Raw genomic sequence first — 22,119 nt, 5'->3', positions numbered from 1 at the left:
GTCCCTTGACGGCGGCGGCCGCCCACGACCCGGATCCCGGCTTGTGCCGCTGGTCCGTCGCACCGGCGCTCCACGCGCTCGGACGCCGCCGCGTGCCGACGGCCCTGCTCGGCTCCCCGCGGACCGGCACCGACGCCGGGCGGGCGGTGCGGTGCGGGCCCGGTCCCGCGCCCGCCTGCCGCTGCGGCCGGGCCGGTCACCGGCGTACGGGCCGGGCGGGACGCGCGATCCCGCCCCGGACGCGTCGCGGGACGTGGCGCACGCGTGGGGGAGGCGTCGCCGCGGGCGTCCGCCGGGACCACCGACGTGCGAACGCGCCGCCGCCCGCTGCCGGGGCCGCCCGCCTCGCGCGAGGCCTGCCCGCCACGGCTGCGCGGCCTGTTCGGCAGCACCCGGGCGGCCGCCGCGGCCTGCCCCGGCGAGCACCTGCGCGGCCGGGCGGCCGCCGCCCGCTCCCGAACGCGCCCCGGCCCGGAAAAATCCCCCGGTCCGGTCGGGCCAGGTGTCGAAAAGGGGGAGTCCCGTTCGTGTAGGAGGTGAGAAGACCGACGGGACCCGAGGAGGCCGCCATGAAGCACTACCTGCTCAGCGTGATGCAGCCGGGGTGGGACGACCTGCCCGCACCGGAGGAGCTGGCCGGGATCGGCGCCCGGCTCGACGCCTTCCACCAGGAGCTGCGCGAGGCGGGGGCCTGGGTGTTCGCCGGGGGACTGCACGACCCGCGGTCGTCCTCGACCGTGCTGCGGCCCCGCGACGGCGACGTCCTGGTCACCGACGGCCCGTACGCCGAGGGCAAGGAACAGCTGGGCGGCATCTGCGTCGTCAGGGCACCCGACCTCGACGCGGCCCTGGAGTGGGGCCGCAAGGCGGCGCTGGCCACCACCCTGCCCATCGAGGTGCGGCCCTTCATGGGGGAGGCGGACTGACCGCCGTGGACGTCGAAGCCGTCTTCCGCGCGGAGTACGGCCGTGCGGTCGCCGTCCTCACCCGCTTCCTCGGCGACCTCGACCTCGCCGAGGAAGCGGTCCAGGACGCCTTCGCCACGGCCGTGCGCCGCTGGCCGGAGACCGGTGTGCCGCCGAGCCCGGCCGGCTGGATCATCACCACCGCGCGGAACCGCGCCGTCGACCGGCTCCGCCGCGAGTCCGCGCGGGAGGCCCGGCACGCCGAGGCCGCCCTGCTGCACGCCCCCGACGCACCGCCCGAGGAGGGCCCCGTGCGCGACGACCGGCTCCGCCTGATCTTCACCTGCTGCCACCCGGCGCTCGCCCCGCAGGCCCGGGTCGCCCTGACGCTCCGCCTCCTCGGCGGGCTCGGCACCGACCGGATCGCCCGCGCCTTCCTCGTCCCCGAATCCACCATGGCCCAGCGCATCGTCCGGGCCAAGGCCAAGATCCGCGACGCCGGGATCCCGTACCGCGTGCCCCGCGACGCCGATCTCCCCGGCCGGCTGAACGGCGTCCTCGCCGTCCTCTACCTGATCTACAACGAGGGGTACACGGGCGACCCGGAGCTGTCCGCCGAAGCCGTCCGGCTCGCCCGGCTGCTGGCCGAACTCATGCCCGACGAGCCCGAGGTGACCGGCCTGCTCGCGCTGATGCTGCTGAGCGAGTCACGCCGCCCGGCCCGGGCGGACGACCGCGGCGAGCTCGTGCCCCTGCCCGAGCAGGACCGTTCCCGGTGGGACCGCGCCCTGATCGCCGAGGGGCAGGCGCTCATACGCCGCTGCCTGCGCCGGAACCGGCCCGGGCCCTACCAGATCCAGGCCGCCGTCCAGGCCGTCCACAGCGACGCGCCGACCGCCGGGGCCACCGACTGGGGGCAGATCCGGCAGCTCTACGACCAGTTGACGGCGCTGGCCCCGAGCCCCGTCGTGGCCCTGAACCGGGCGGTCGCCGTCGCCGAGACCGAGGGACCGGGCCCGGCCCTCGCCCTGGTGGACGCCCTCGCGCTGGACGGCTACCACGTCTTCCACGCGGTCCGCGCCGACCTGCTGCGCCGCCTGCGCCGCGACACCGAGGCCGTACGGGCGTACGAGGCCGCGATCGCGCTGGCCGCGAGCCCTGCGGAACGCGGCTACCTGGAACGGCGCCGGCGTGAACTCACCGGCTGAGCCGTCGCCGGTCCCGGCGCTTCACCGGAGTGACTGGTCTACACCCTTGACTGGTACAGACCAAAGCGGTTGAGTGTGCTTCCACACCCCCCACCACGGCCGCGCTCCGCGCGAGGCCCGGTTCCATCCTGCCCTGGTCCGGACGCGGCCGTGTCACGCAAAGGAGTTGACATCGTGTCGAGGCGCCGCATCTCAGCCGTCCTGGCCGCCCTCGCCCTCGCGGGCACCGCGCCGGTCCTGCTTCCGGCCACCGAGGCGTCCGCCGCCGCCTGTTCGAGCTACCCGAGCTGGGTGGCCGGAAAGCCGTACGTCACCGGGGACATCGTCCGCTACACCGACGGCAAGGCCTACATCGCCGAACACGACAACCCGGGCTACGACCCGACCATCAGCACCTGGTACTGGGAGCCGTACGCCTGCGACACCGGTTCCGGGACGCCCGTCGGGACCTTCGTCGTGAGCGAGGCGCAGTTCAACCAGATGTTCCCGAACCGGAATTCCTTCTACACCTACAGCGGTCTCAAGGCCGCCCTCAGCGCCTACCCCGGCTTCGCCAACACCGGCAGCGACACGGTGAAGAAGCAGGAGGCCGCCGCCTTCCTCGCCAACGTCAGCCACGAGACCGGCGGCCTGGTGCACGTCGTGGAGCAGAACACCGCCAACTACTCGCACTACTGCGACTGGAGCCAGCCCTACGGCTGCCCGGCCGGCCAGTCCGCCTACTACGGGCGCGGCCCGATCCAGCTGAGCTGGAACTTCAACTACAAGGCGGCGGGCGACGCGCTGGGCATCGACCTCCTCAACAACCCCTGGCTGGTGCAGAACGACGCGGCCGTGGCCTGGAAGACGGCCCTGTGGTACTGGAACACCCAGTCCGGTCCCGGCACCATGACCCCCCACAACGCCATGGTCAACGGGGCCGGTTTCGGCCAGACGATCCGCAGCATCAACGGGTCCCTGGAGTGCGACGGCAAGAACCCGGCCCAGGTGCAGAGCCGCGTGAACAACTACCAGCGGTTCACGCAGATCCTCGGGGTGTCGCCCGGCGGCAACCTCTACTGCTGACACCGGGCGCGGGGCGTGGTGTCATGCACCTGACCATCCGCTGGAGGAAGGGCTTCCTCATGCGCACCCCCCACGCCCTGCTCGCCACGGCCGCGGCGCTGGCCGCCGCGGTCGTGGCGCCCCCGCCCGCCCCCGCGTCCGCCGCCGGCACGGTCCCGGCCCCGGGCGCCTACTACGTGCAGAGCGCGACGACCGGGCTGAACGCCGCCGACGCCGCCGGGGCGGTCGAGCAGCACCGGCCCCGCGGCGACGAGGACCGGCAGCAGTGGTACCTGAGACCCGGCGGCTCCGGGTACCTGCTGGAGAGCACCGACACCGCTGGGAGCTGCCTCGGCCGCGGCGGCGACCAGGCCCGCACCGTGGCCTGCGCGAGCGCCGACGCGGTGTGGGAGATCATCCCCGCCGGCGCCGACCGGTACACGCTCAGGGCCCCCGGCACCGACCGTCACCTGACGGTGGCGCCCAAACCCGCCGACGCCGCCTACCCGGCCCGGCTGGCCGTCGGCGGGCCCTCGGAGGACCGCGCCGCCTGGTACCTCACCCCGGTGGACCCCGCGACCGGTCCCATGCCGCCCCCGGACCGGCGCACGCTGGACCAGGTCACGTTCCTGACCGCCCACAACGCGTACGCCAACGGCGTCGACGGCGGCTTCGCCCCGCCGTTCGTCAGCCTCTTCCCCAACCAGAGCCGCGGGATCGCCCGCCAGCTCCAGGACGGGGTGAGGGGGTTCATGCTGGACATCCACCAGACCCCGGACGGCGCGATCCTCTGCCACAACAGCTGCGCACTGGTCAGCAGGCCGGTCGCGCTGTGGGTGGACCTCCAGCGGATCGTGGACTTCCTCGAAGCCCGTCCCGACCAGTTCGTCACCGTCTTCCTGGAGGACTACGTCGACCCGGGCGTCCTGCGGGCCGAACTCGCCCGCGTCGACGGGCTGCAGGACGTCCTCTACCGCCCCGACCGCACCGGGGTGCGCGAGAACGGCTGGCCCCGCCTGGCGGACCTGACCGCCGCCGGCCGGCGCCTGCTGCTCTTCACCGACCACAGCCGCTCCGCAGACCAGGCGGCGGGCCTGACCCGGGACAGCTTCGGCGTGATGTACCAGCGGGAGTGGACCGTGGAGAACCACTGGTCCATGGGCCCGGGCGTCGGCGCGTCCGACTGGTCCTGCTCCAGCCGCTGGTACGACGCGAACACCGTCCTGCCCCTCACCCGCACGGAGCCCGGCTTCCGGCCGCTGTTCGTGATGAACCACTTCCGTGACGCCCCCGTCGCCTCGACGGCGGCCACGGACAACGGCAAACTCGCCGACCGTGCCCGGCGGTTCTGCCAGGCCGCCGCCCGCAAGAAGCCCAACTTCCTCGCCGTGGACCGCTACGACCTCGGCGACCCGGCGTCCGCGGTCGGCCTGCTGAACACGTACACGTACCCCTGACACGGCCGGGGCGAGACGGGCGCGGACCGCCCTCCGGCCGCTCCGGTCACCCGCCGCCGGCACCCGTGCCGGCGGCGGACGGCGCGGAGCCGGCCGGCGGCGTGGCGCCCGCCGCCCGCAGCACGGCGACGGTGTCGGGGTACGGACCGGCCAGCGCCCACTCCAGCGCGGTGCGGCCCGTGCCGTGGTCCTCGCGCAGGTCCGGATCGGCGCCGTGCGCCAGGAGCGCGCGCACCGCCTCGACGTGCCCCCAGCACGCCGCCCCGCACAGCGGCGTGCCCTCCGAGCCGTGCCCGCTCTCCCGGTCGGGCGACGCACCGGCGGCCAGCAGCGACCGGACGGTTCCGGCGGCGCCCCGGACGGACGCGGCGTACAGGGGAGTGGTGCCGTCGGCGTCGGGCGCGTCCGGCTGCGCACCGGCCCGCAGCAGGGCGCGGACGCGGTCCGTGTCGCCGCACCCCGCGGCGTCGACGAGCCGCCGCGCGAGTTTCTTCCGCCGCCGTCTTGTCATGATCGCCAGGCTAGCCGTCCCGTGCCGTGCCGGGCACGCCGGTTCCGGGTGGGGCGCCGCCCCGGCGCCTCGTGCCGGTCGCGGCGCGCGTGACCGTTCCGGGAGAGCGCCGGGAGGCGGGACGGCCCCGCCGGCTCCCGGTGGCCGGCCGGCCCGCGGCGGGGCGCACGCGCCGCGGGCCGGCCCGGGGTGCTACCGGCGGGCCGCCCGGCGGCGGCGCGTCACCAGGACGGCGGCCGCTCCGGCGGCGACGGCCGCGGCTGCCGCGCCGGCCAGGGGCAGGGCGCTCGAACCGGTGCTCGCCAGGCCGCCGTCGGCGGAGGCGTCCGTGGAGCCGGCCGTCGAGGAGCCGGCCGCGGCGGATCCGCCGTCGCCGGAGGACCCGCCGGCGGCGGACCCGGACCCCGCCGTGGAGTCCGAACCGCCGGTGGACGCGGAGCCGGAGCCGCCGGTGGTGGACGCCGAGCCGCCGCCGGTCGAGCCGCCACCGGTCGAACCGCCGCCGGTCGAGCCGCCGCCGGTGACGTCGAGCGTGATGACGGCGGTGTCGTTCGCCTTGTCGTCGTCGAACGGCCGGGGCTCGGAGTCGAGGGCCACCGAGCCCTTCGCTCCCGCCACCGCCTTGTCTATCCGCACCTTGAAGGCGTACGTCACCCCCTCGTCCTCGTCGACCCAGGCCTGGGGGGTGCCGCACCGGTAGCTCCCGGCGGACAGCGCGGTGCAGTTGCCGTTGCCCTTGGTCACCGTCGTACCGGCGGGCATCCCGATGAGGACCCGGGTCGCCGGGATGCCCAGTTCCTCGCTCCGGTACAGCCAGCCCGGGCCGGCGTTGGTGAACCGCACCGTCAGGTCCACCGTGTCCCCGACGGCGCCCTTCAGCCGCGCGCCGGTCACCTGGAAGTCGGCGGTGTTCACCGCGGTCACGTCCACGTCGGCCGCGTCCCACTCGGCACGCTCCGCGGAGCCGGGCGGGGCGGGCGTGGCGTCGGGCCGCTCGACCAGCTCGACCGCGGGTGCGGTGCCGCGCACGGGCTCGGCCGCGCCGTCCCCGGGGGCCGCGTCGTAGGTGGACACCGTCACGCGCAGGTCGTCGTAGAGCGCGTGGTCGAGGGCGTCGAGGGTCAGCGGCTTCTCGGGGGCGTAGACGACACCGGGCCTCACCGTCTGGTCGAACGCGCACACCGCGCTGGACTTGCTCGGCGCCTCGTCGAACGAACCCACGTCGTAGCGCAGGCAGTTGGAGGGCAGCTCGGTGTGGCTCAGCCCGCGGGTGACGGAGTACGACAGCCAGACCTTGCCGAGGGCCTCGCTGCCCGTGTTCGTGAAACCGGCCGGGACCTCGAAGCGGCTGCCCGGCTTCACCCCGTCGATCGCCGCGATGTCTTCCAGGACGAGTCCCGGGGCGGAGTCTTCGGCGGCGGCGGGCGTGGCGCCGAGCACCATCAGGGCGACGGCGCCGATCGCGCCGGCGGTCTGTCGGTACGCGCGGAGGCCGGGAGACGCTTGGTACATGAGGTCCTCTGGTCGAACGACGGTTACGGAGGGGTGTACGGCGGGGAAACGCGCGCACCCGCAGGGCAGACCTCCGTCACGCCGGAAGGGTTGTAGCGGATCGGCCCCGAACTCCGGCCGGGATCAGGGCAAGAGGCCGGTGGGACCACCGTTCCGGCCGCCGCGGGTGACGGGCCGGTCCGTCCGGTGGGGCACCTCGTGATCCGGCCGGTGTCCACGGGCCGGAGCGGCGAGGGCGGCGTGGACGCCGTCCCGGGCGCGGCCGGCGGGCGGGTGTTCCCCGCGAGGGCGTGAGCCGCCCCCCGGGGGGGCGAGGCGCGGCACCGGCGGATTGGCATCCGCCAAGTTTTACGTATAACCTCTCCCGTCAACCACCCCGCCCGAGAGGTCCCGATGCGCCGTATCGCCCTGGTCACCCTCGTCGTCGACGACTACGACGAGGCGATCCGCTTCTACACCGAAGCCCTCGGCTTCCGTGTCGCCGAGGACGCGCCGCGGCCCGACGGGTCCCGCTGGGTCGTCGTCGAGCCGGACCGCGGCGGGGACGGCACCGGACTGCTGCTCGCCCGCGCCGCGGGCGAGGCGCAGCGGGCCCGGATCGGCGACCAGACCGGCGGGCGCGTCGGCCTCTTCCTGCACACCGACGACTTCGCCCGCGACCACGCCCGCATGACCGCCGCGGGCGTGACCTTCCTGGAGGACCCGCGCCACGAGCCGTACGGCACGGTGGCCGTCTTCCAGGACCTGTACGGCAACCGCTGGGACCTGCTCCAGCCCGCCGCCTCCTGACCCTCCCGCCCGCTCGCCCACCGATCGCCGAGGAACGACCGCACATGTCATCTACGCGCATAGACGCCGACGCCCTCCGCCGCCTGCCGAAGGCCGTCCTGCACGACCACCTCGACGGCGGCCTGCGCCCCGCCACCGTGGTGGAGCTCGCGGACGCGGTCGGCCACACCCTGCCCACCACCGACCCGGACGCGCTCGCGGCCTGGTACTACGACGCCGCCAACTCCGGCGACCTGGTCCGCTACATCGCCACCTTCGAGCACACCCTCGCCGTCATGCAGACCCGCGAGGGCCTGCTGCGCACCGCCGAGGAGTACGTCCTCGACCTGGCGGCGGACGGCGTCGTGTACGGCGAGGTCCGCTACGCCCCGGAGCTCATGCTGAAGGGCGGGCTCACCCTGCCCGAGGTCGTGGAGACCGTGCAGGAGGGTCTCGCGGCGGGCATGGCGAAGGCGGCGGCCGCGGGCACGCCCGTCCGCGTCGGGACCCTGCTGTGCGGCATGCGCATGTTCGACCGGAGCCGGGAGATCGCCGACCTGGTCGTGGCGTTCCGGGACGCCGGTGTCGTCGGCTTCGACATCGCCGGGGCCGAGGACGGCTTCCCGCCCGCCGACCACCTGGCCGCCTTCGAGCACCTGCGCCGCGAGAACGTGCCCTTCACCATCCACGCCGGCGAGGCCCACGGCCTGCCCAGCATCCACCAGGCCGTGCAGGTGTGCGGCGCCCAGCGCATCGGGCACGGCGTGCGCATCACCGAGGACATCCCCGACCTCGCGGGCGGCAAGCTGGGCCGCCTGGCCGGCTGGGTCCGCGACCGGCGCATCGCGCTGGAGATGTGCCCGACCTCCAACCTGCAGACCGGCGCGGCCGCCTCGATCGCCGAGCACCCCATCACCGCGCTGAAGGACCTCGGCTTCCGCGTCACCCTCAACACCGACAACCGGCTGGTCTCCGGCACCACCATGACCCGGGAGATGTCCCTGCTGGTCGAGCAGGCCGGCTGGACGGCCGAGGACCTGCGCACCGTCACGGTGAACGCGGTCAAGAGCGCCTTCCTGCCGTACGACGAGCGCAAGGCCCTGATCGAGGACGTCGTGCTGCCCGGTTACGAGGCCGCGCTCTGAAGGAGCCCGCGGACGTAGGCGGCCTGTCCGACGTGCTGGAGGTCGTCGGACAGGACGCTGACCAGCCGTACGCCCAGGCTGACCGGCGGGTCCCACCGCTCGTCGACGATGCGCTCCAGGTCCTTGGCGGTCAGGGCGCGCAGGGCGCGCAGGGTCTGCTCGTGCACGGCGTCGTAGTAGCCGGTCAGCAGGTCCGGGGAGTCGACCCGGACCTTGGCGACCTTCGCGGGGGAGTGGCCGTAGCCGGTGTCGTGGCGGGGCAGGCCGAGCGCGAAGCGCTTCTCCCAGTCCTGTGACAGCCACACCTGGTCGAGGCCGAAGGCGTCGGCGATGTGGTCGTCCTGGACACGGGTGAGGTGCCAGACGAGCCAGGCGATGGAGTTGACGTCGGCCGCGGGGCGGGTGCCGAGCTCGTCGGGGCCGAGGCCCTCGACGGCTGCGTGGACCTCTTCCCGGACGCGGCCGTACCCGTCGATGAGGATGTCCTTGGCATGCATGGCTCCACCATCGCGCACGGCCGCGTCCGGCGCGTCCCGGTCCGGCTCGCGCGCCGGTCCGGCTCACGCCTCCCCGCGGTGCTCCGGGGCGCCGGTCAGCAGCGCCATCAGGGCCCGGGCCGCCGGGCTGGTGGCCTGCGGCGGCGGCAGCAGGGCGACGGTCTCGTACGCCGACTCGTCGGTGTCCTTCAGGGGCAGGGCGGTCAGCGAGGCGCGCTTGTGCCGGAAGTGCCGGGGGACGACCGCGATGCCGAGGTTCTCGTCCACGAGGTCGAGCAGCGTGTGCACGTCGTTGACCTCCAGGGCGACCGACCGGCGGACCCCCGCGGCGGCGAACGCGGCGTCGGTGATGCGGCGCGGCCCCCAGTCCGGGTGGAAGTCGACGAACACCTCGCCGCCCAGGTCCTCCGGCGTGACGGCGGCGCCCGCGCAGGCCAGCCGGTGGCTGCGGTGGCACAGCACCGTCATCGGCTCGGCGGTCAGCGGCACGGCCCGCAGCTGCTCGGTGTCCGCCTGCGCCGTCCGCACCGCGAACGCCAGGTCCAGCCGCCCGGCCGCGACCTCCTCGGCCAGCTCCGCCGACCCCGCCTGCCGCAGGCAGATCTCCACGTCCGGGTACCGCCCGCGGAACGCGGCCAGCAGCCGCGCCGCGTCGACCCCGGCGATGCACTGCTCGGTGCCGAGCGCGAGCATGCCCCGCAGCACGCCCTGCACCGCCGCCACCGCCTCGTGCGCGGCCCGCACCTGCGCCAGGATCCGCTCCGCCTCGCCCAGCAGCGCCCGTCCGGCCGGGGTGAGCGTCACCCGGCGGGTCGTGCGCACGAACAGCGGGGTCTGCAGCTCCCGCTCCAGCGCCCGGATCGAGGCCGACAGACCCGACTGGGACACCATCAGGCGTTCGGCCGCCCGGGTGAAGTGCTGGTCCTCGGCGACCGCGACGAAGTGCTGGAGGTGGCGCAGTTCCATGATTGAGAAGCCTATCCGCTGAATTCCATCGGATTCTTCTGTTGGACCACTGCCCGCAGGTCACGACAGAGTGGGACACGGGTCCCTGGGCCTCCAGGGACCCGCGAACCCGTGTGCCAACCCCTCTGGAGTCGCGTTGTACACCGCACACCCCGACCGCTACGCGGACATGCCCTACCGGCGCACCGGCCGCAGCGGACTGAAGCTCCCCGCGCTCTCGCTCGGCCTGTGGCACAACTTCGGGCCGGACCGCCCGGTCGACACCCAGCGCGCCATCCTGCGCCGCGCCTTCGACCTGGGCGTCACCCACTTCGACCTCGCGAACAACTACGGCCCGCCGCCCGGCGCCGCCGAGTCCGCCTTCGGCGAGGCCCTCAAGGCGGACTTCGCGCCGTACCGCGACGAGCTGGTGATCTCCACCAAGGCCGGCTACCTGATGTGGCCCGGCCCGTACGGCGAGTGGGGTTCGCGCAAGTACCTGCTGTCCTCGCTCGACCAGAGCCTGAAGCGGATGGGCCTGGACTACGTCGACATCTTCTACTCGCACCGCCCCGACCCGGAGACTCCGCTGGAGGAGACGATGGGCGCGCTGCACTCGGCGGTCCAGCAGGGCAAGGCGCTGTACGTCGGCGTCTCGAACTACAGCGCCGAGCAGACCCGGGAGGCCGCCCGCATCCTGGCCGACCTCGGCACCCCGCTGCTCATCCACCAGCCGCGCTACTCGATGCTCGACCGCCGCCCTGAGGACGAGGGGCTGCTGGACGCCCTCGACGAGCTCCAGGCCGGCTCCATCGCCTACTCGCCGCTGGAGCAGGGCCTGCTGACCGGCCGCTACCTCGACGGCATCCCGGAGGACTCCCGGGCCGCCGGCGACAGCCCGTTCCTGAACAGCGACGCGCTCACCGAGGACCTGGTGGCGCGGCTGCGCGACCTGAACGACATCGCCAAGACCCGCGGCCAGAGCCTGGCCCAGATGGCGCTGGCCTGGGTGCTGCGCGGCGGCCGGGTCACCTCCGCCCTGGTCGGGGCGAGCAGCCCGCGGCAGCTGGAGGACAGCGTCGCCGCGATCGGCAACCTCCACTTCGACGCCGAGGAGCTGGTCCGCATCGACGCGGTCGTCAACGGCTGAGGCGCCGGGGCGGACGGACGGACGGACGGCCGAGGCGCTCGTCCAGGCCGACGGCCGGGGCGCTCGGCCGGGCGGGTGGCCGGGGCGCTCGGCCGGGCGGGCGGTCACCCGGCCGCCCTCCCGCATCCCGGTCGCCCCGCGCACCTCCGCCCCGGCGGGAAGACGGTGCGTGTCCGCCCCGACGGGAAGCCGGTGCGTGCCGTCGCGGGACGGCGGTGCACTCCGCGTCGGGGTGTCCGGTGACGGCCATGATCGCTCCGCTCCCGGTGGCCCGTTGTCTCCGTCGGTCCGCACGGAGGAGGCCGCCGGGAGGGCGGGAATCCGCCGAGGCGGCCGGGCGGACGGCCGGTGCTCCCCGGCCCGTCCGTCACCGCCATGTTTCGGCCAAGAACGCCCGTGAATATGCCAGGAGACTGGCCGGAAAGCCATGGTGACAGTGTTTCAGTAGTGAACATACTCGACAGCGTGGGCACTGCGCTGGGCGACGGCGCCCTCACGCACAGCACGCGAGCCGCGGGAGAGCGAGGCCGGGCCGGCAGACGGGCAGGGCAACGGGGAGGTCACCGTGCACGACGAGTTCCTGTGCCACGTCACCGCGTACGGAGTCTGCGACGGCCGGCGCATCGGCGTCCCCCTGGGCACCTACCGGGCGCCCACCCTGGCCCTCGCCCTGTGGTGGTTACGGGACCGGGCGTCCTGGATCGCCGAGCGCCTCGACCCGCGCCCCGACGCCGAGCACGTGCCGTCCGGCGCCCTCGTCCCGGTCGCCGACACCGTGCCCGACGTGCCCGCCGTGCTGCGCGCCTGGTGCGCCGACGTCGCCCAGCAGGAACACGTCGCCGACGAACTGGCCGCCGGACGGCTGGTGCGCATCGCCACCAGCGACGACACCACCGAGTACGAACTGCTCGCCGAGTCCGTGGACGCCTGGCGCATGCAGCGGATGGCCCAGGTCTTCGGCGTCCCCGTCGCCTGAGCACGGGCGTCCCCGTCGCCCCGGTGCCGCCGGGCGGCCGCTCACGCCCCGCCTCGGCCCGCGCCGGTCGTCTCGCCCCGGCGGCGCACCGGCCCCGCCGCCAGCGCCCCGGCGAAGCCGGTGACCAGGCCCCACAGGACGGCCGCTCCCAGGGCGGACCACAGCTGCGGGCGCAGGAACAGTTCTCCGGCGAGCCCGCCGCCGAGGTCGCCGATGCCGAGCACGGACAGCCCGTAGTGCGCCGAGACACGGCCGACCAGGCAGATCATGAGGACGGTCAGGGTGAGCGCGACCGCCATGCGCACCGCGTGCCGCCAGGCCGGGACGCCCGCCGGGGACCGGGCCGCCATCACGAACGCGGCGCCCAGCAGCAGCACCGCGTCGATCACCGGCAGCCACCACGCCGTCCCGTCGTACTCGGCCAGCGAACCCAGGTGGAGAGCGGACACGTCCGGGGTGCGCAGCACCTGGTCGAGCAGGTGCGGCACGGGCAGCCCGAACGGGCCCTCCACCCGGCCGTGCCACGTGGCGCCCATGCCGACCGTCAGCCCGAGCCACGCCAGGTTCGGCAGGCCGAGCAGGATCACCGCGAAGGTCTCCGCCGGGTGGCCGCGGGTCGCCGCGACGACCAGCCCGACGGCCAGGGCGACGGCGACGGACGCCAGCAGCAGCACGACCATCGCGTACGCGGCCGGCCGCACCGACGCCTGGAAGCGCAGCAGCCCGCCGGGCAGCGGCGCGCCGCGCGCGACCAGCAGGGCCAGCAGCAGCACACCGGCCAGCCACAGCAGGCCGAAGAGCAGCGTCAGCGGCACGTCCGCCGTGAAGCCGACCTCCGGCCGGATGCCGAGGAAATCACCGATGTCGCCGAGCACGTCCTCGCCGAGGTCGATCACGAACGTCCGGCGGGCACCGAGGGCCAGGCCCAGCAGCGCCGGCAGCCAGAGCACCGCGATCCGGGCGGCCCAGCCGCCGAGCTCCGCCGCACCGGCCACCGCGCGGTGCCGCAGCGGGCGCAGGAAGCCGCCGGCGATCACCAGCGCCCCCACGAGCGTCACCGACAGCGGGATCACGGTCAGGTCGGCGTCCGTCCCGGCGAGTTCCCCCGCGGTGCCGGACACGTCGACCGCGCCCCCGACGGAGGTGACGACGGTCGCCGCGACGACCTGCGGGAAGGCGCCGCCCGGCAGGTCCGCCGCTCCGGCGGCCCACAGCCCCAGCGCGGCGACCGTGCCCATGGCGGCCAGCCCCGCCAGGACCACGGCCACGGCCTGCACCCAGCCGTGCCGGGCGGCGGCCCGCGCAGAGGGGGTTCCCGAGGTCACGCAGCCACGCTAAGCAGCGCCCGTGCCCGGCGCCCGCCGGGAGGTCCGTCCGCGTCGGCGCGCCGGCCCCGGCCCCGGCGGGTCAGGCCGCGCGGACGACCAGGGCGTGGTCGCCGAGGCCCAGCAGGCGGTCGGCCGGGAGCGCGCCGAGCGTGGTGTAGACCGCCGCTGTCCGGCCGGTCGCCGGGTCGAACGCGACGTCCAGGACCGTGCCGTGGCCCTCGCCCCGCTCGGTGAGGACCTGGCGGCCGAGGACGTCGTGGAGCGGGGGCACCGTGTGCGGGGCGACGGCCGGGCGGACGAGCACGGCATCCGGGCCGACGGCGTACAGCGCGGCCCACGGCAGCACGGTCTCCCTGCGCGCGTGCCGCTCCCGGACGCGGACGTGGGTGACCGTGCCCGCCCTGGCGTCGACGGTCAGCGTCTTCAGGACACCGATCCGCTCCCCGCCGGCGGTCAGCACCGGCAGGCCGCGCACCTGCGAGAACAGCATCACGACGCGTCCTCGTGCCGGACGTGGTGGTGGAAGAGGCCGAGCCGGGCGGTGAAGACCGGCAGGTCCGCGGTGACGTGGCGGACGCTGTCCAGGGGGACGACCAGGGTCCGGCCCGAGACGGCGACCTGCTCGCCGCGGGGCAGGAAGACCGGGTACCGGTGGCGTCCGGCGCCCGGCAGCAGCGACCGGTGCGGGGCGATGCGGAACCCGGCGACCCGGCCGCTGCCGCCGCCCTCGACGACGACGTCCAGCACCGTGCCGATCTCGGTGCCCGTGTCGGTCAGCACCTTCGCGCCGATCACCCGGCCGTGCAGGGCCTCCCGGCGCGCCACCATGACCGGCGTGTCGGCCAGGACGGTCGCGTCGCGGATCATGACCGCGTCGTGCCCCAGCGCGTGCACGCCCGGCCACGGCAGGCTCTGCTTCAGCGGGCCCGACAGCAGGCTCCGGCCGCTGAGCGTGAAGCCGGTGATGCGCTCGGCCGCGGGGTCGAAGACCGTGTCCTTGACGTGGGCGACCATGTCGCCGCCCAGGGTGACCACCGGCCGGGTCGCCAGGCTGCGCGCCGCCATCAGCTCGCTCATCCCCATGCCCCTTCCGCCGTCCGGGTGCCCCGCCCGGCCGGGACGATGCGGCCGGGGGACGGCCTCGCACGCGTTTTCCGCACGCCGCCCGGTCAAGGCGGCGGCGCGCCGCGCCGATAGCGTGGGGGAAGGCGGGCACGTGCCGTGGGGAGTGCTGGGCCCGGCTCGGGGTACGAGGACTGGTGCAGAGTGTCCGGCCAGTCCGGCTTCCGAGAGAGAAACGCATGATCGAGCACCTGGACGGGGCAGTGATACCGACTGGTTTCGACGTGCCCGTGGAACCGCTGCGGCGGGCGGCACACTACACCGGCGAAGCGGGCTGCATCGCCGAGGCGCGGGCCTTCGCCGCGCACTTCCTGGAGCGGCTCAGGACCGAGTGGTGCGCCGCGATCGACGACCGGACCGACGGCGCCGTCCTACTGGTGGTGAGCGAGCTGGTCACCAACGCCGACCGGCACAGCAACGGGCCGTACATCCTGGAGCTGGAGGGGACGGACACCGCCGTGACGGTGTCCGTCTACGACAGCAGCGTCGCCCTGCCCCGCATATTCCCCCGGGACCCGGAGCGCGTGGGCCGGCACGGCCTGGAGATCGTGCACGCCCTCGCGGAGCGGGTCACCGTCGAGCGGGTGCCGGTCGGCAAGCGGGTGCGCGTCGTGGTGAGCCTGCCCGGCCCGGAGCCCCTGGGGGCGTAGCAGCGCCCCGCACCGCGCCTGCGGGGGCGCGGGGAACCCGCAACGCTAAGGACGCGGATGCCGTCCCCGTACCGAAGGGGGAACGGCACCCGCGTCCCGGTGGTCCTGGAAACGCCGGTCTCAGCTGATGCCCAGCTCGCCCAGCATGCCCTCGCGCAGGCGCGAGATGATCCGCTTGATCAGGCGCGACACGTGCATCTGCGAGCAGCCGAGCCGCTCGCCGATCTCCGCCTGGGTGGCCTCCTCCACGAACCGCATGTGCAGGATCTGCCGGTCGCGCTCGCTGAGCTCGGCCATGAGCGGGGCGAGCGAGTGGAAGTCCTCGACGAGCCGCAGCCCGTGCTCCTCCACGCCGATGAAGTCGGCGAGGACCGCCTCGCCGTTCTCCGCCCCGTCACCGGTGAGCGCGGCGTCCAGCGACGCGCTGTTGTACCCGTTGGCCGCGATCTGGCCCTCGACGACCTCGTCCTCGCTGATGTTCATCAGCGTCGCGAGTTCGGCGACGGTCGGCTCGCGGTCCAGCCGGCTGGCGAGTTCCTCGCGCGCCTTGGCCAGCTCCACGCGCAGCTCCTGCAGCCGCCGGGGCACGTGCACCGCCCAGGTGGTGTCGCGGAAGAACCGCTTGATCTCGCCCACGATGTACGGCAGGGCGAAGGAGGTGAACTCGACCTCGCGCGACAGTTCGAACCGGTCGATCGCCTTGATCAGGCCGATCATGCCGGTCTGGACGATGTCCTCCATGTCGTCGCCGCGTCCGCGGAACCGGCCGGCCGCGAACCGCACGAGTGACATGTTCATCTCAATCAGGGTGTTGCGCGCGTACTGGTACTCGTGCGTGCCCTCTTCGAGTTCCGTCAGGCGCTGGAAGAACTGCCGCGACAGCTCCCTGGCGTCCCGGGGAGCCACGGTCCTCGGGTCCACGATTCCCGGCAGTGCTGTGTCACCCGTCCTGACCTCGGCGTTTCCCTCGTCGGTCCGCGCCTGCGACCGGATCACGGCGGTGTCCATCAGCTAGTACCTCTCCCACGACAGTCACAGCTCGGTATCTGCTCAGGTGCTTCCGGGTTGCGGGTACCCGGGATGTGGCGATGCATGCCCGCTCCGTGAACGAAGCGGTGACATCGCCGGTCGCGGGCGGGAGCAGCCCCGGCGGCACGGTGAGCCGACCCCCATCATCGCCCCTGCGCCCGGGCACCAGGAAGCCGGGGGCATCCGGTGCCCCCGGCGCGGACCGCGTACGGGTCCCCGAGGCCGCTGCGTGCGGACGCCGCTTCCCGTGTGCCGCACGGCCCCGCCGGGCCGCGATTCCACCGAGGGCGGAATGCCGGTCCCTTGCCCCGGCGGCGGGCGCTCTTACGCTGAACGGATGACCAGCCACCTGCCGAACGAAGCCCGCGTCGTCCCCCTGCGCCCGCCGGCCGCCCGGCCGCCGGCCGCCCGCCCGCAGGCCGCGCCCCGGGGAAGCGCCCGCCCCGCGTCCGACCCGCCCCGCGCCGCCGACGCCCTCCGGCCGGGACACGGAGTCCCGGCCGTCCCGGAGCCCCGGACGCCGGCGGCCCCCGCGCCGAGGGAACCCCTCTGGCGCGACCTGGTCGGCGACGTCCTGCGGCGCGAGCGCCTCGCCCAGGAGCGCACGCTCAAGGACGTCGCCGAGGCCGCCCGGATCTCCATGCCGTACCTGTCGGAGGTGGAGCGCGGCCGCAAGGAGGCCTCCTCGGAGGTCCTCGCGGCCGCCGCCCACGCCCTCGGCCTGACCCTCGGCGACCTGCTGGCCCGGGCGCACGGCGAGCTCGTCCGCGTCACCTCGCGGTACGCGGCCGCCGGCCGGACCGTGTCCCCGGCGTCGCACGACGGGCTCTGCCTGGCCGCCTGACCGCGCACCCGCCGCCGGCGCCTCTAGATCCGCGCGAGGCGCCGGCTCAGCACCTCGTCGGCCAGCCCGTAGGCCACCGCCTCCTGCGCGGTGAACACCTTGTCGCGGTCCATGTCGGCGCGCAGCGTCGCCACGTCGTGGCCGGTGTGCCGCGCCAGCACCTCCTCCACCTGGGAACGGATCCGCACCATCTCCTTGGCCTGGAGCGCCAGGTCGGAGACGGTGCCGCGGGCGCCGCCGGAGGCGGGCTGCCCGAGCAGCACGCGCGCGTGCTCCAGCACGAAACGCCGCCCCGGGTCCCCGCCGGCCAGCAGCACGGCCGCCGTGGAGGCCGCCTGCCCGACGCAGAACGTGGAGATCGGCGCCTGCACGAAGGTCATCGTGTCGTAGATGGCCATCAGCGACGTGAACGAGCCGCCGGGGGAGTTGAGGTAGAGCGCGATCTCGCTCTCCGGGGCCGCCGACTCCAGGTGGAGCAGCTGCGCGATGACGACGTTGGCGACGCCGTCGTCGATCTCGGTGCCGAGGAAGACGATCCGCTCGTTCAGCAGCCGGCTGAAGACGTCGAAGGACCGCTCGCCCCGCGCGGTGCTCTCGATGACGCTCGGAATCGTGTAACCGCCCCTCACTGCAACCCCATCCTGCGCCGGGTGGCCGCCGGGCGGACGTCGGCGAGCGACTCCACGACCCGGTCCACGATGCCGTACTGCCGGGCCTCCTCGGCCGTGAACCAGCGGTCCCGGTCGCCGTCCCGGGAGATGGTCTCCGGGCTCTGCCCGGTGTGCTCGGCGGTGATCCGCTCGATGGTCCGCTTGGTGAACTCCAGGTTCTCCGCCTGGATCTCGATGTCGGCGGTGGTGCCGCCGATGCCCGCCGACGGCTGGTGCATCATGATCCGCGCGTGCGGCAGGGCGTAGCGCTTGCCGCGCGTGCCGACGCTGAGCAGGAACTGCCCCATGCTGGCGGCGAAGCCCATGGCGAGCGTGGAGACGTCGTTGGGGATCAGCCGCATCGTGTCGTAGACGGCCAGGCCCGCGTGCACGGACCCGCCGGGGCTGTTGATCAGCAGGCTGATGTCGGTGCGCGGGTCCTCCGCGGACAGGATCAGCAGCTGGGCGCAGACCCGGTTCGCGGAGACCTCGTCGACCTGCGTGCCCAGCAGCACGATCCGCTGGGCGAGCAGCTGGGCGGCCAGGTGGTCGTCGAACCGGGTCGGAGGGGTGTCGCCCTCCTCGGCCCGGGGCAGCGGGGCCGGCACGGGGCCGGCGGTGAGTGGAGACATCGGCGCTCCCAGTCGTCGTTCGTCTCGGGACGCGGCGGTCCTCGCCGCGCTCTCCACTCTTGCCTTGCGCCCCGGCCCCCGGCGCCTTTCTCGGCTCGCGGCAGATTCGCCACGCGCAGAGCGCTCACGTGCCGGGCGACTCCCGGAAGAACGCCCGCGCCTCCTCCACCGGCAGGTCCGGCCCCTCCAGCGCGGTGAAGTGCCCGCCCCGGTCGAACTCCGTCCACCGCACCAGGTCCTCGGCGCGCTCCGCCTCGTGCCGCAGGGGCGGTTGCGGCTCGGCGGGAAACAGGGCGAGCGCGGTGGGCGCGGCCGACGGATCGGCGGGCCGGGCGGTCCCGCCGGTGGCGTGGGCCCGCCCGCAGGAGATGCGGGCGGACGAACCCGCCGTCCCGGCCGGCCGGTACGGCATCGCGTCCGTCATCAGCCGGTCCCGGTCGACGCCCTCCTCCGGCGGTTCCCGCGCGTCCGTCCCCTCCCGGAACGTCTCGCCGGTCCAGGCGAGCCGGCCCGCCGGCGAGCGCGTACGCGAGGGTCTGCGGCCGGGCCGACCGGAGGACGGCGCACCCGGTGCCCCCCCCCGCGGGACCGGTCGCGCCGGCGGCGCGACGACGCGAGGGTGCGCTCCCGCTCCTCGGGGCCGAACGCGTCCGGTTCCCCGGCGGCCGGCTCCCGGCAGCAGGTTGAGGTGGACGCCGACGACGCGGCCGGGGCGGGCCCGGCCCGGTTCTCGGGAGATCGCGGCACCCCCGTTGCCGCCCTGCGCGCCGAACCGCGCGCCGCCGAGCCGCCGCATCGGCTCCGCCCGGGCGCCGGCGACCCGCCCCGCCTCCCGGCCGGTGTCCCGCGTGGGACCCGACAGCCCGACCCGGGGACCCTCGGCACCACACGACGTGGAACGCGTCGGCCGGATCGCCCCCGTGGGCGGCCGGACCGGCGAGCGGCCCCGCCACGTCCGGGACCTCCACGACCGAACCGGGCCGGCCGTGCGTGAGGACCAGCGGCACGGCGTCCGGTTCCGGGGACCGGTCGCGCGCGGAGCGGACGGCCGCCCCGTCGACGACGGTGGTGAACCGCGGCCACGCGTTCGGTTCCGCCTCGGCGGCACACCGGTCGTGGACGTGCCGCCGGCAGGGGCCGAGCTCCCGCGGGTAAGCCGTCGGCACGCCGCACGACCAGCCCGTGCCGGGGGCGGCTCGCCGGCCCGGCCCGCGCGGTCTCCGGACGGGGCGTCCGGCCGCCGGCGATGAGTTTCCGGGCGGGCGCCGGTCGTACAGACGACCGTTCCACCGCCCCAGGAGGTACCCATGACCACCGACGGATTCACCACGTGTCTCTGGTTCGACGGCCGGGCCGAGGAGGCCGCCCGCTTCTACGTCTCCGTCTTCGAGGATTCCCGCCTCGGGCGGACCGTCCGCTCCACCGAGGCGGGACCGGGCCCCGCGGGTTCGGTGGTCACCGTGGAGTTCACGGCCAACGGGCAGCGGTTCGTCGCGCTGAACGGCGGCCCGCAGTTCCGCTTCAGCGAGGCGGTCTCCTTCCAGATCGAGTGCGACGACCAGGCGGAGGTCGACTCCTACTGGAAGCGGCTCACCGAGGACGGCGGGGAACCGGGCCCCTGCGGCTGGCTCAAGGACCGCTACGGCGTGTCGTGGCAGGTCGTCCCGAAGCGGCTGATCGAGATGGTCGCCGACGACGACCGGGAGAAGGCGGCCCGCGCCACCCGGGCCATGCTCGCGATGGGCAAGCTCGACATCGCGGCCCTGGAGAAGGCGTACGCCGGGGAGTGACACCCGTGCCGGGCGGGACGGCGACGGCCCCGCCCCGTCCTACCCGGCCTCCGCGAGGATCTCCCCGATCACGTGCCGGGAGTTCTCGGCGAGCGGCGGATTGGTGTCCCAGTAGTACGGCAGCTGGATCAGCGAGATGGACAGCGCCCAGCCGCGGCCCCGCGCCCACTGCGCGTCGTCGGCGCCCACCGCGTCACGGAAGACGCCCCGCGCCCCGGCGGGCAGCAGGTTCCAGGCGACGATCAGGTCCACGGCCGGATCCCCGACGCCCACACAGCCGAAGTCGATCACGGCGGCCAGCCGTCCCCCGCGCACCAGCACGTTCCCGGGCGACAGGTCACCGTGCGCCCACCGGGGCGGGCCGGTGTGCCCGGGGGCGCGCAGGGCCTCCTCCCACAGGGCCGTCAGCGCGCCCGTGTCGACCCGGCCCGCCAGGCGCGCGATCGCCTCGCGCGTCGCCGCGTCCCGGGCCGCCAGCGGGACACCCCGGGAGCAGGGCGGCCCGTCCGACGGGTCGAGCCCGCGCAGGGCGGTGACGTACTCCGCCAGGTCCCCGGCGAGCAGTTCCGGCTCGTCGACCGCGCCGGCGACCGGATTGCGGCCCTCCAGCCAGCGGTACACGGACCAGGGCCACGGGAAGCCCGCGCCGGGCTCGCCCCGCCCCAGCGGTTCGGGCGCGGCGTACGGCAGCCGGGGCCCGAGCCGGGACAGCCAGCGCCGCTCGTGCGCGATGCTCTCCACGGCGCCGGGGTGCCGGGGCAGCCGCACCACCAGGTCCGTACCGAGGCGGAACATGGCGTTCTCCGTCCCCGAGGACCGCAGCCGCTCCAGGGGCAGCCCGGCCCACCGGGGGAACTGCCCGGCGACCAGCCGGCCGACCAGCGACACGTCGACGTCCACTTCGTCCGCGTGCATCCGCAGCGCACTCATGCGGGCCATCCCAGCGGGCGCCCGGCGTCCTGTCCAAGCATTTTCCGCGGCACGCGCGCGCCGGGCGGGTGCGCGCCCCGCCCGGGCACCCTCACCCCACCCGCTCCGCGATCACCCGCGTGATCTCCCGGGCGATCCGCAGGATGCCGGGGGAGCGGACCGGGCACGGTCTCGGGGTGGACGTCGTCGGGGCCAGGCAGAAGTGCAGGGGGTCGTCGTCGCGGTGCAGGGCGGTGCGGCCGCGGTCCGGCTGGGTGCAGTAGGCGGGGTGGGCGCGCTCGTAGGCGGTGCAGGGCAGGTACTGCGTCCAGGTGTGGCGGGCGGAGTCCGGGCTCACCGTCCGGCCGGCGTCGGCGACCAGGTCGCCCGAGGCGGCGGCCCGCTTCCCGTACAGCGCGTTGACCCGTCGCACCCGGTCGGGGGTGATCGGGTCGGGACCCTGCAGCACCCAGACGATCCGCGGCCGGCGGGCTCCGCCGGCCGCCGTGATCTGCTCGGTGAGCCGGCGCGCGTCGGCCTCGTACCGCGCGAAGTACCTCTCCGGCGCGGCGTCGTGGGTGATCCCGTCCATGCACGGGGTGTAGCCCCAGGCGTTGCCCCAGAACTGGAGCACCACGACGTCCGGCCGCAGCGACCGCACCAGCGCCGCCGCCTTGTCCGCGGCCGGGACCAGGGACCGCTCGCCGGTGCCCTCCAGGTAGTCGCACAGGGTGGTGCCCGAGTACGGGGCGCCGGTGTACGCCGCGCGCAGGTCCCGGCGCAGCTCCCGCCCGAGCACCTCCTGGCTCTCCGTCGCGAGCGAGTCGCCGAGGTACAGCACCGCGGGCGCCCTCGCCGGCTGCGTGCCCGGGGACGCGGCGGCCCGCTGGTGGGCGGTCGCCGGCGCGCGGGGCGACGGCGGCGGCCCCCCGGGTACGGACGCGCGGGGCGACGGCGGCGGCTCCCCGGGCGCGGACGCCGGGTCCCCGCATCCGCCCAGCAGCACGGCGGCCAGCAGCATCCCCGCGGCCCACGGCTTGCGCATAC

Annotated in this window: 24 protein-coding genes and 1 pseudogene; 11 read left to right on the top strand and 14 right to left on the bottom strand. The window is 75.1% G+C overall.

Features of this window, described 5'->3' with window-relative positions:
- Positions 1-569: 569 nt before the first annotated feature.
- From ACIF8T_RS10480 to ACIF8T_RS10465, 4 genes are all read left to right on the top strand, one after another.
- A complete protein-coding gene (locus ACIF8T_RS10480) occupies positions 570-926 on the top strand; it encodes a YciI family protein (RefSeq protein ID WP_400033282.1) in 357 nt (118 codons plus the stop codon).
- Complete coding sequence (locus ACIF8T_RS10475; protein ID WP_400033909.1) at positions 923-2,113, top strand: RNA polymerase sigma factor; 1,191 nt, start codon at positions 923-925, stop codon at positions 2,111-2,113. Before ACIF8T_RS10480 ends, ACIF8T_RS10475 begins: the two co-directional genes overlap by 4 nt.
- Before the next feature lie 174 nt (positions 2,114-2,287).
- Positions 2,288-3,178, top strand: coding sequence for a glycoside hydrolase family 19 protein (locus tag ACIF8T_RS10470; protein WP_400033280.1), 891 nt, complete (start codon positions 2,288-2,290; stop codon positions 3,176-3,178).
- A gap of 59 nt (positions 3,179-3,237) precedes the next feature.
- Entirely contained in the window at positions 3,238-4,614 is a 1,377-nt protein-coding gene (locus ACIF8T_RS10465; protein ID WP_400033907.1) for a phospholipase, read from the top strand.
- 46 nt (positions 4,615-4,660) lie between these two features.
- Here ACIF8T_RS10465 and ACIF8T_RS10460 read toward each other — a convergent pair whose 3' ends face one another.
- Together ACIF8T_RS10460 and ACIF8T_RS10455 are read right to left on the bottom strand one after the other, a co-directional pair.
- On the bottom strand, positions 4,661-5,125 hold the full coding sequence (locus ACIF8T_RS10460) for an ankyrin repeat domain-containing protein (protein ID WP_400033278.1): 465 nt from the start codon (positions 5,123-5,125) through the stop codon (positions 4,661-4,663).
- A gap of 192 nt (positions 5,126-5,317) precedes the next feature.
- The gene (locus ACIF8T_RS10455) at positions 5,318-6,637 is read right to left on the bottom strand and encodes a hypothetical protein (RefSeq protein ID WP_400033277.1); all 1,320 of its coding nucleotides are present in this window, start codon (positions 6,635-6,637) and stop codon (positions 5,318-5,320) included.
- A 393-nt stretch (positions 6,638-7,030) separates the two neighbouring features.
- Between ACIF8T_RS10455 and ACIF8T_RS10450 the strand changes: the two genes are divergently transcribed.
- Entirely contained in the window at positions 7,031-7,426 is a 396-nt protein-coding gene (locus tag ACIF8T_RS10450; protein ID WP_400033275.1) for a VOC family protein, read from the top strand.
- Between the two features lie 44 nt (positions 7,427-7,470).
- Positions 7,471-8,550 (top strand): adenosine deaminase, encoded by a 1,080-nt coding sequence (locus ACIF8T_RS10445; RefSeq protein WP_400033273.1) that lies wholly within the window; start codon positions 7,471-7,473, stop codon positions 8,548-8,550.
- On the opposite strand, the gene ACIF8T_RS10440 is transcribed toward ACIF8T_RS10445, so the two are convergent.
- Both ACIF8T_RS10440 and ACIF8T_RS10435 read right to left on the bottom strand, forming a co-directional pair.
- A complete protein-coding gene (locus tag ACIF8T_RS10440; protein WP_400033271.1) occupies positions 8,532-9,047 on the bottom strand; it encodes a DinB family protein in 516 nt (171 codons plus the stop codon). The genes ACIF8T_RS10445 and ACIF8T_RS10440 overlap by 19 nt on opposite strands.
- Before the next feature lie 63 nt (positions 9,048-9,110).
- Complete coding sequence (locus ACIF8T_RS10435; protein WP_400033269.1) at positions 9,111-10,013, bottom strand: LysR substrate-binding domain-containing protein; 903 nt, start codon at positions 10,011-10,013, stop codon at positions 9,111-9,113.
- Between the two features lie 136 nt (positions 10,014-10,149).
- Between ACIF8T_RS10435 and mgrA the strand changes: the two genes are divergently transcribed.
- Entirely contained in the window at positions 10,150-11,142 is a 993-nt protein-coding gene (gene mgrA / locus ACIF8T_RS10430; RefSeq protein ID WP_400033267.1) for an L-glyceraldehyde 3-phosphate reductase, read from the top strand.
- A 565-nt stretch (positions 11,143-11,707) separates the two neighbouring features.
- Entirely contained in the window at positions 11,708-12,118 is a 411-nt protein-coding gene (locus ACIF8T_RS10425; RefSeq protein ID WP_400033265.1) for a hypothetical protein, read from the top strand.
- 41 nt (positions 12,119-12,159) lie between these two features.
- On the opposite strand, the gene ACIF8T_RS10420 is transcribed toward ACIF8T_RS10425, so the two are convergent.
- The 3 genes from ACIF8T_RS10420 to ACIF8T_RS10410 all read right to left on the bottom strand — a co-directional run bounded on the left by ACIF8T_RS10420 (position 12,160) and on the right by ACIF8T_RS10410 (position 14,523).
- Complete coding sequence (locus ACIF8T_RS10420; RefSeq protein WP_400033263.1) at positions 12,160-13,443, bottom strand: streptophobe family protein; 1,284 nt, start codon at positions 13,441-13,443, stop codon at positions 12,160-12,162.
- 82 nt (positions 13,444-13,525) lie between these two features.
- Entirely contained in the window at positions 13,526-13,939 is a 414-nt protein-coding gene (locus ACIF8T_RS10415) for a PRC-barrel domain-containing protein (RefSeq protein ID WP_400033261.1), read from the bottom strand.
- Positions 13,936-14,523, bottom strand: coding sequence for a PRC-barrel domain-containing protein (locus tag ACIF8T_RS10410; protein ID WP_400033259.1), 588 nt, complete (start codon positions 14,521-14,523; stop codon positions 13,936-13,938). The genes ACIF8T_RS10415 and ACIF8T_RS10410 overlap by 4 nt, the downstream gene beginning before the upstream one ends.
- A 224-nt stretch (positions 14,524-14,747) precedes the next feature.
- On the opposite strand from ACIF8T_RS10410, the gene ACIF8T_RS10405 reads away from it, so the two are divergent.
- On the top strand, positions 14,748-15,218 hold the full coding sequence (locus ACIF8T_RS10405; RefSeq protein WP_400033257.1) for an ATP-binding protein: 471 nt from the start codon (positions 14,748-14,750) through the stop codon (positions 15,216-15,218).
- A gap of 120 nt (positions 15,219-15,338) precedes the next feature.
- Here ACIF8T_RS10405 and ACIF8T_RS10400 read toward each other — a convergent pair whose 3' ends face one another.
- Positions 15,339-16,226 carry an RNA polymerase sigma factor SigF gene (locus ACIF8T_RS10400; protein WP_400033255.1) on the bottom strand — a complete coding sequence of 296 codons (888 nt, stop codon included), beginning with the start codon at positions 16,224-16,226 and terminating at the stop codon, positions 15,339-15,341.
- 358 nt (positions 16,227-16,584) lie between these two features.
- Here ACIF8T_RS10400 and ACIF8T_RS10395 point away from each other — a divergent pair, with 358 nt between their 5' ends.
- A complete protein-coding gene (locus tag ACIF8T_RS10395) occupies positions 16,585-17,091 on the top strand; it encodes a helix-turn-helix domain-containing protein (protein ID WP_400033253.1) in 507 nt (168 codons plus the stop codon).
- A 23-nt stretch (positions 17,092-17,114) separates the two neighbouring features.
- On the opposite strand, the gene ACIF8T_RS10390 is transcribed toward ACIF8T_RS10395, so the two are convergent.
- From ACIF8T_RS10390 to ACIF8T_RS10375, 4 genes and pseudogenes are all read right to left on the bottom strand, one after another.
- Positions 17,115-17,720 carry a ClpP family protease gene (locus tag ACIF8T_RS10390; RefSeq protein WP_400033251.1) on the bottom strand — a complete coding sequence of 202 codons (606 nt, stop codon included), beginning with the start codon at positions 17,718-17,720 and terminating at the stop codon, positions 17,115-17,117.
- Entirely contained in the window at positions 17,717-18,373 is a 657-nt protein-coding gene (locus ACIF8T_RS10385) for an ATP-dependent Clp protease proteolytic subunit (protein ID WP_400033249.1), read from the bottom strand. Before ACIF8T_RS10385 ends, ACIF8T_RS10390 begins: the two co-directional genes overlap by 4 nt.
- Positions 18,374-18,497: 124 nt before the next feature.
- Entirely contained in the window at positions 18,498-18,797 is a 300-nt protein-coding gene (locus ACIF8T_RS10380) for a hypothetical protein (protein WP_400033247.1), read from the bottom strand.
- A gap of 595 nt (positions 18,798-19,392) precedes the next feature.
- A pseudogene (locus ACIF8T_RS10375) lies at positions 19,393-19,539 on the bottom strand (epoxide hydrolase); the annotation flags it as partial.
- Positions 19,540-19,680: 141 nt separating this feature from the next.
- Between ACIF8T_RS10375 and ACIF8T_RS10370 the strand changes: the two are divergent.
- On the top strand, positions 19,681-20,163 hold the full coding sequence (locus ACIF8T_RS10370; RefSeq protein ID WP_400033245.1) for a VOC family protein: 483 nt from the start codon (positions 19,681-19,683) through the stop codon (positions 20,161-20,163).
- 39 nt (positions 20,164-20,202) lie between these two features.
- Here the strand turns inward: ACIF8T_RS10370 and ACIF8T_RS10365 are convergent, their stop codons facing one another.
- Both ACIF8T_RS10365 and ACIF8T_RS10360 read right to left on the bottom strand, forming a co-directional pair.
- Positions 20,203-21,093, bottom strand: a complete 891-nt coding sequence (locus tag ACIF8T_RS10365) for an aminoglycoside phosphotransferase family protein (RefSeq protein ID WP_400033243.1) — start codon at positions 21,091-21,093, stop codon at positions 20,203-20,205.
- A 91-nt stretch (positions 21,094-21,184) separates the two neighbouring features.
- Positions 21,185-22,117, bottom strand: a complete 933-nt coding sequence (locus ACIF8T_RS10360) for an SGNH/GDSL hydrolase family protein (protein WP_400033241.1) — start codon at positions 22,115-22,117, stop codon at positions 21,185-21,187.
- Positions 22,118-22,119: the final 2 nt, after the last annotated feature.

This window comes from Streptomyces sp. NPDC085946 (assembly GCF_044540485.1).
GTDB lineage: Bacteria > Actinomycetota > Actinomycetes > Streptomycetales > Streptomycetaceae > Streptomyces.
The sequence above is the reverse complement of the archived record's forward strand: the minus strand, read 5'-3'. Positions and strand labels throughout refer to the sequence as shown.

Coding starts and splice junctions, on each gene's coding strand:
- ACIF8T_RS10480 (WP_400033282.1), top strand. CDS start 570: ATGAAGCACTACCTGCTCAGCGTGATGCAGCCGGGGTGGGACGACCTG.
- ACIF8T_RS10465 (WP_400033907.1), top strand. CDS start 3,238: ATGCGCACCCCCCACGCCCTGCTCGCCACGGCCGCGGCGCTGGCCGCC.
- ACIF8T_RS10460 (WP_400033278.1), bottom strand. CDS start 5,125: ATGACAAGACGGCGGCGGAAGAAACTCGCGCGGCGGCTCGTCGACGCC.
- ACIF8T_RS10455 (WP_400033277.1), bottom strand. CDS start 6,637: ATGTACCAAGCGTCTCCCGGCCTCCGCGCGTACCGACAGACCGCCGGC.
- ACIF8T_RS10450 (WP_400033275.1), top strand. CDS start 7,031: ATGCGCCGTATCGCCCTGGTCACCCTCGTCGTCGACGACTACGACGAG.
- ACIF8T_RS10445 (WP_400033273.1), top strand. CDS start 7,471: ATGTCATCTACGCGCATAGACGCCGACGCCCTCCGCCGCCTGCCGAAG.
- ACIF8T_RS10440 (WP_400033271.1), bottom strand. CDS start 9,047: ATGCATGCCAAGGACATCCTCATCGACGGGTACGGCCGCGTCCGGGAA.
- ACIF8T_RS10435 (WP_400033269.1), bottom strand. CDS start 10,013: ATGGAACTGCGCCACCTCCAGCACTTCGTCGCGGTCGCCGAGGACCAG.
- ACIF8T_RS10410 (WP_400033259.1), bottom strand. CDS start 14,523: ATGAGCGAGCTGATGGCGGCGCGCAGCCTGGCGACCCGGCCGGTGGTC.
- ACIF8T_RS10405 (WP_400033257.1), top strand. CDS start 14,748: ATGATCGAGCACCTGGACGGGGCAGTGATACCGACTGGTTTCGACGTG.
- ACIF8T_RS10400 (WP_400033255.1), bottom strand. CDS start 16,226: ATGGACACCGCCGTGATCCGGTCGCAGGCGCGGACCGACGAGGGAAAC.
- ACIF8T_RS10395 (WP_400033253.1), top strand. CDS start 16,585: ATGACCAGCCACCTGCCGAACGAAGCCCGCGTCGTCCCCCTGCGCCCG.
- ACIF8T_RS10385 (WP_400033249.1), bottom strand. CDS start 18,373: ATGTCTCCACTCACCGCCGGCCCCGTGCCGGCCCCGCTGCCCCGGGCC.
- ACIF8T_RS10380 (WP_400033247.1), bottom strand. CDS start 18,797: ATGACGGACGCGATGCCGTACCGGCCGGCCGGGACGGCGGGTTCGTCC.
- ACIF8T_RS10370 (WP_400033245.1), top strand. CDS start 19,681: ATGACCACCGACGGATTCACCACGTGTCTCTGGTTCGACGGCCGGGCC.
- ACIF8T_RS10365 (WP_400033243.1), bottom strand. CDS start 21,093: ATGAGTGCGCTGCGGATGCACGCGGACGAAGTGGACGTCGACGTGTCG.
- ACIF8T_RS10360 (WP_400033241.1), bottom strand. CDS start 22,117: ATGCGCAAGCCGTGGGCCGCGGGGATGCTGCTGGCCGCCGTGCTGCTG.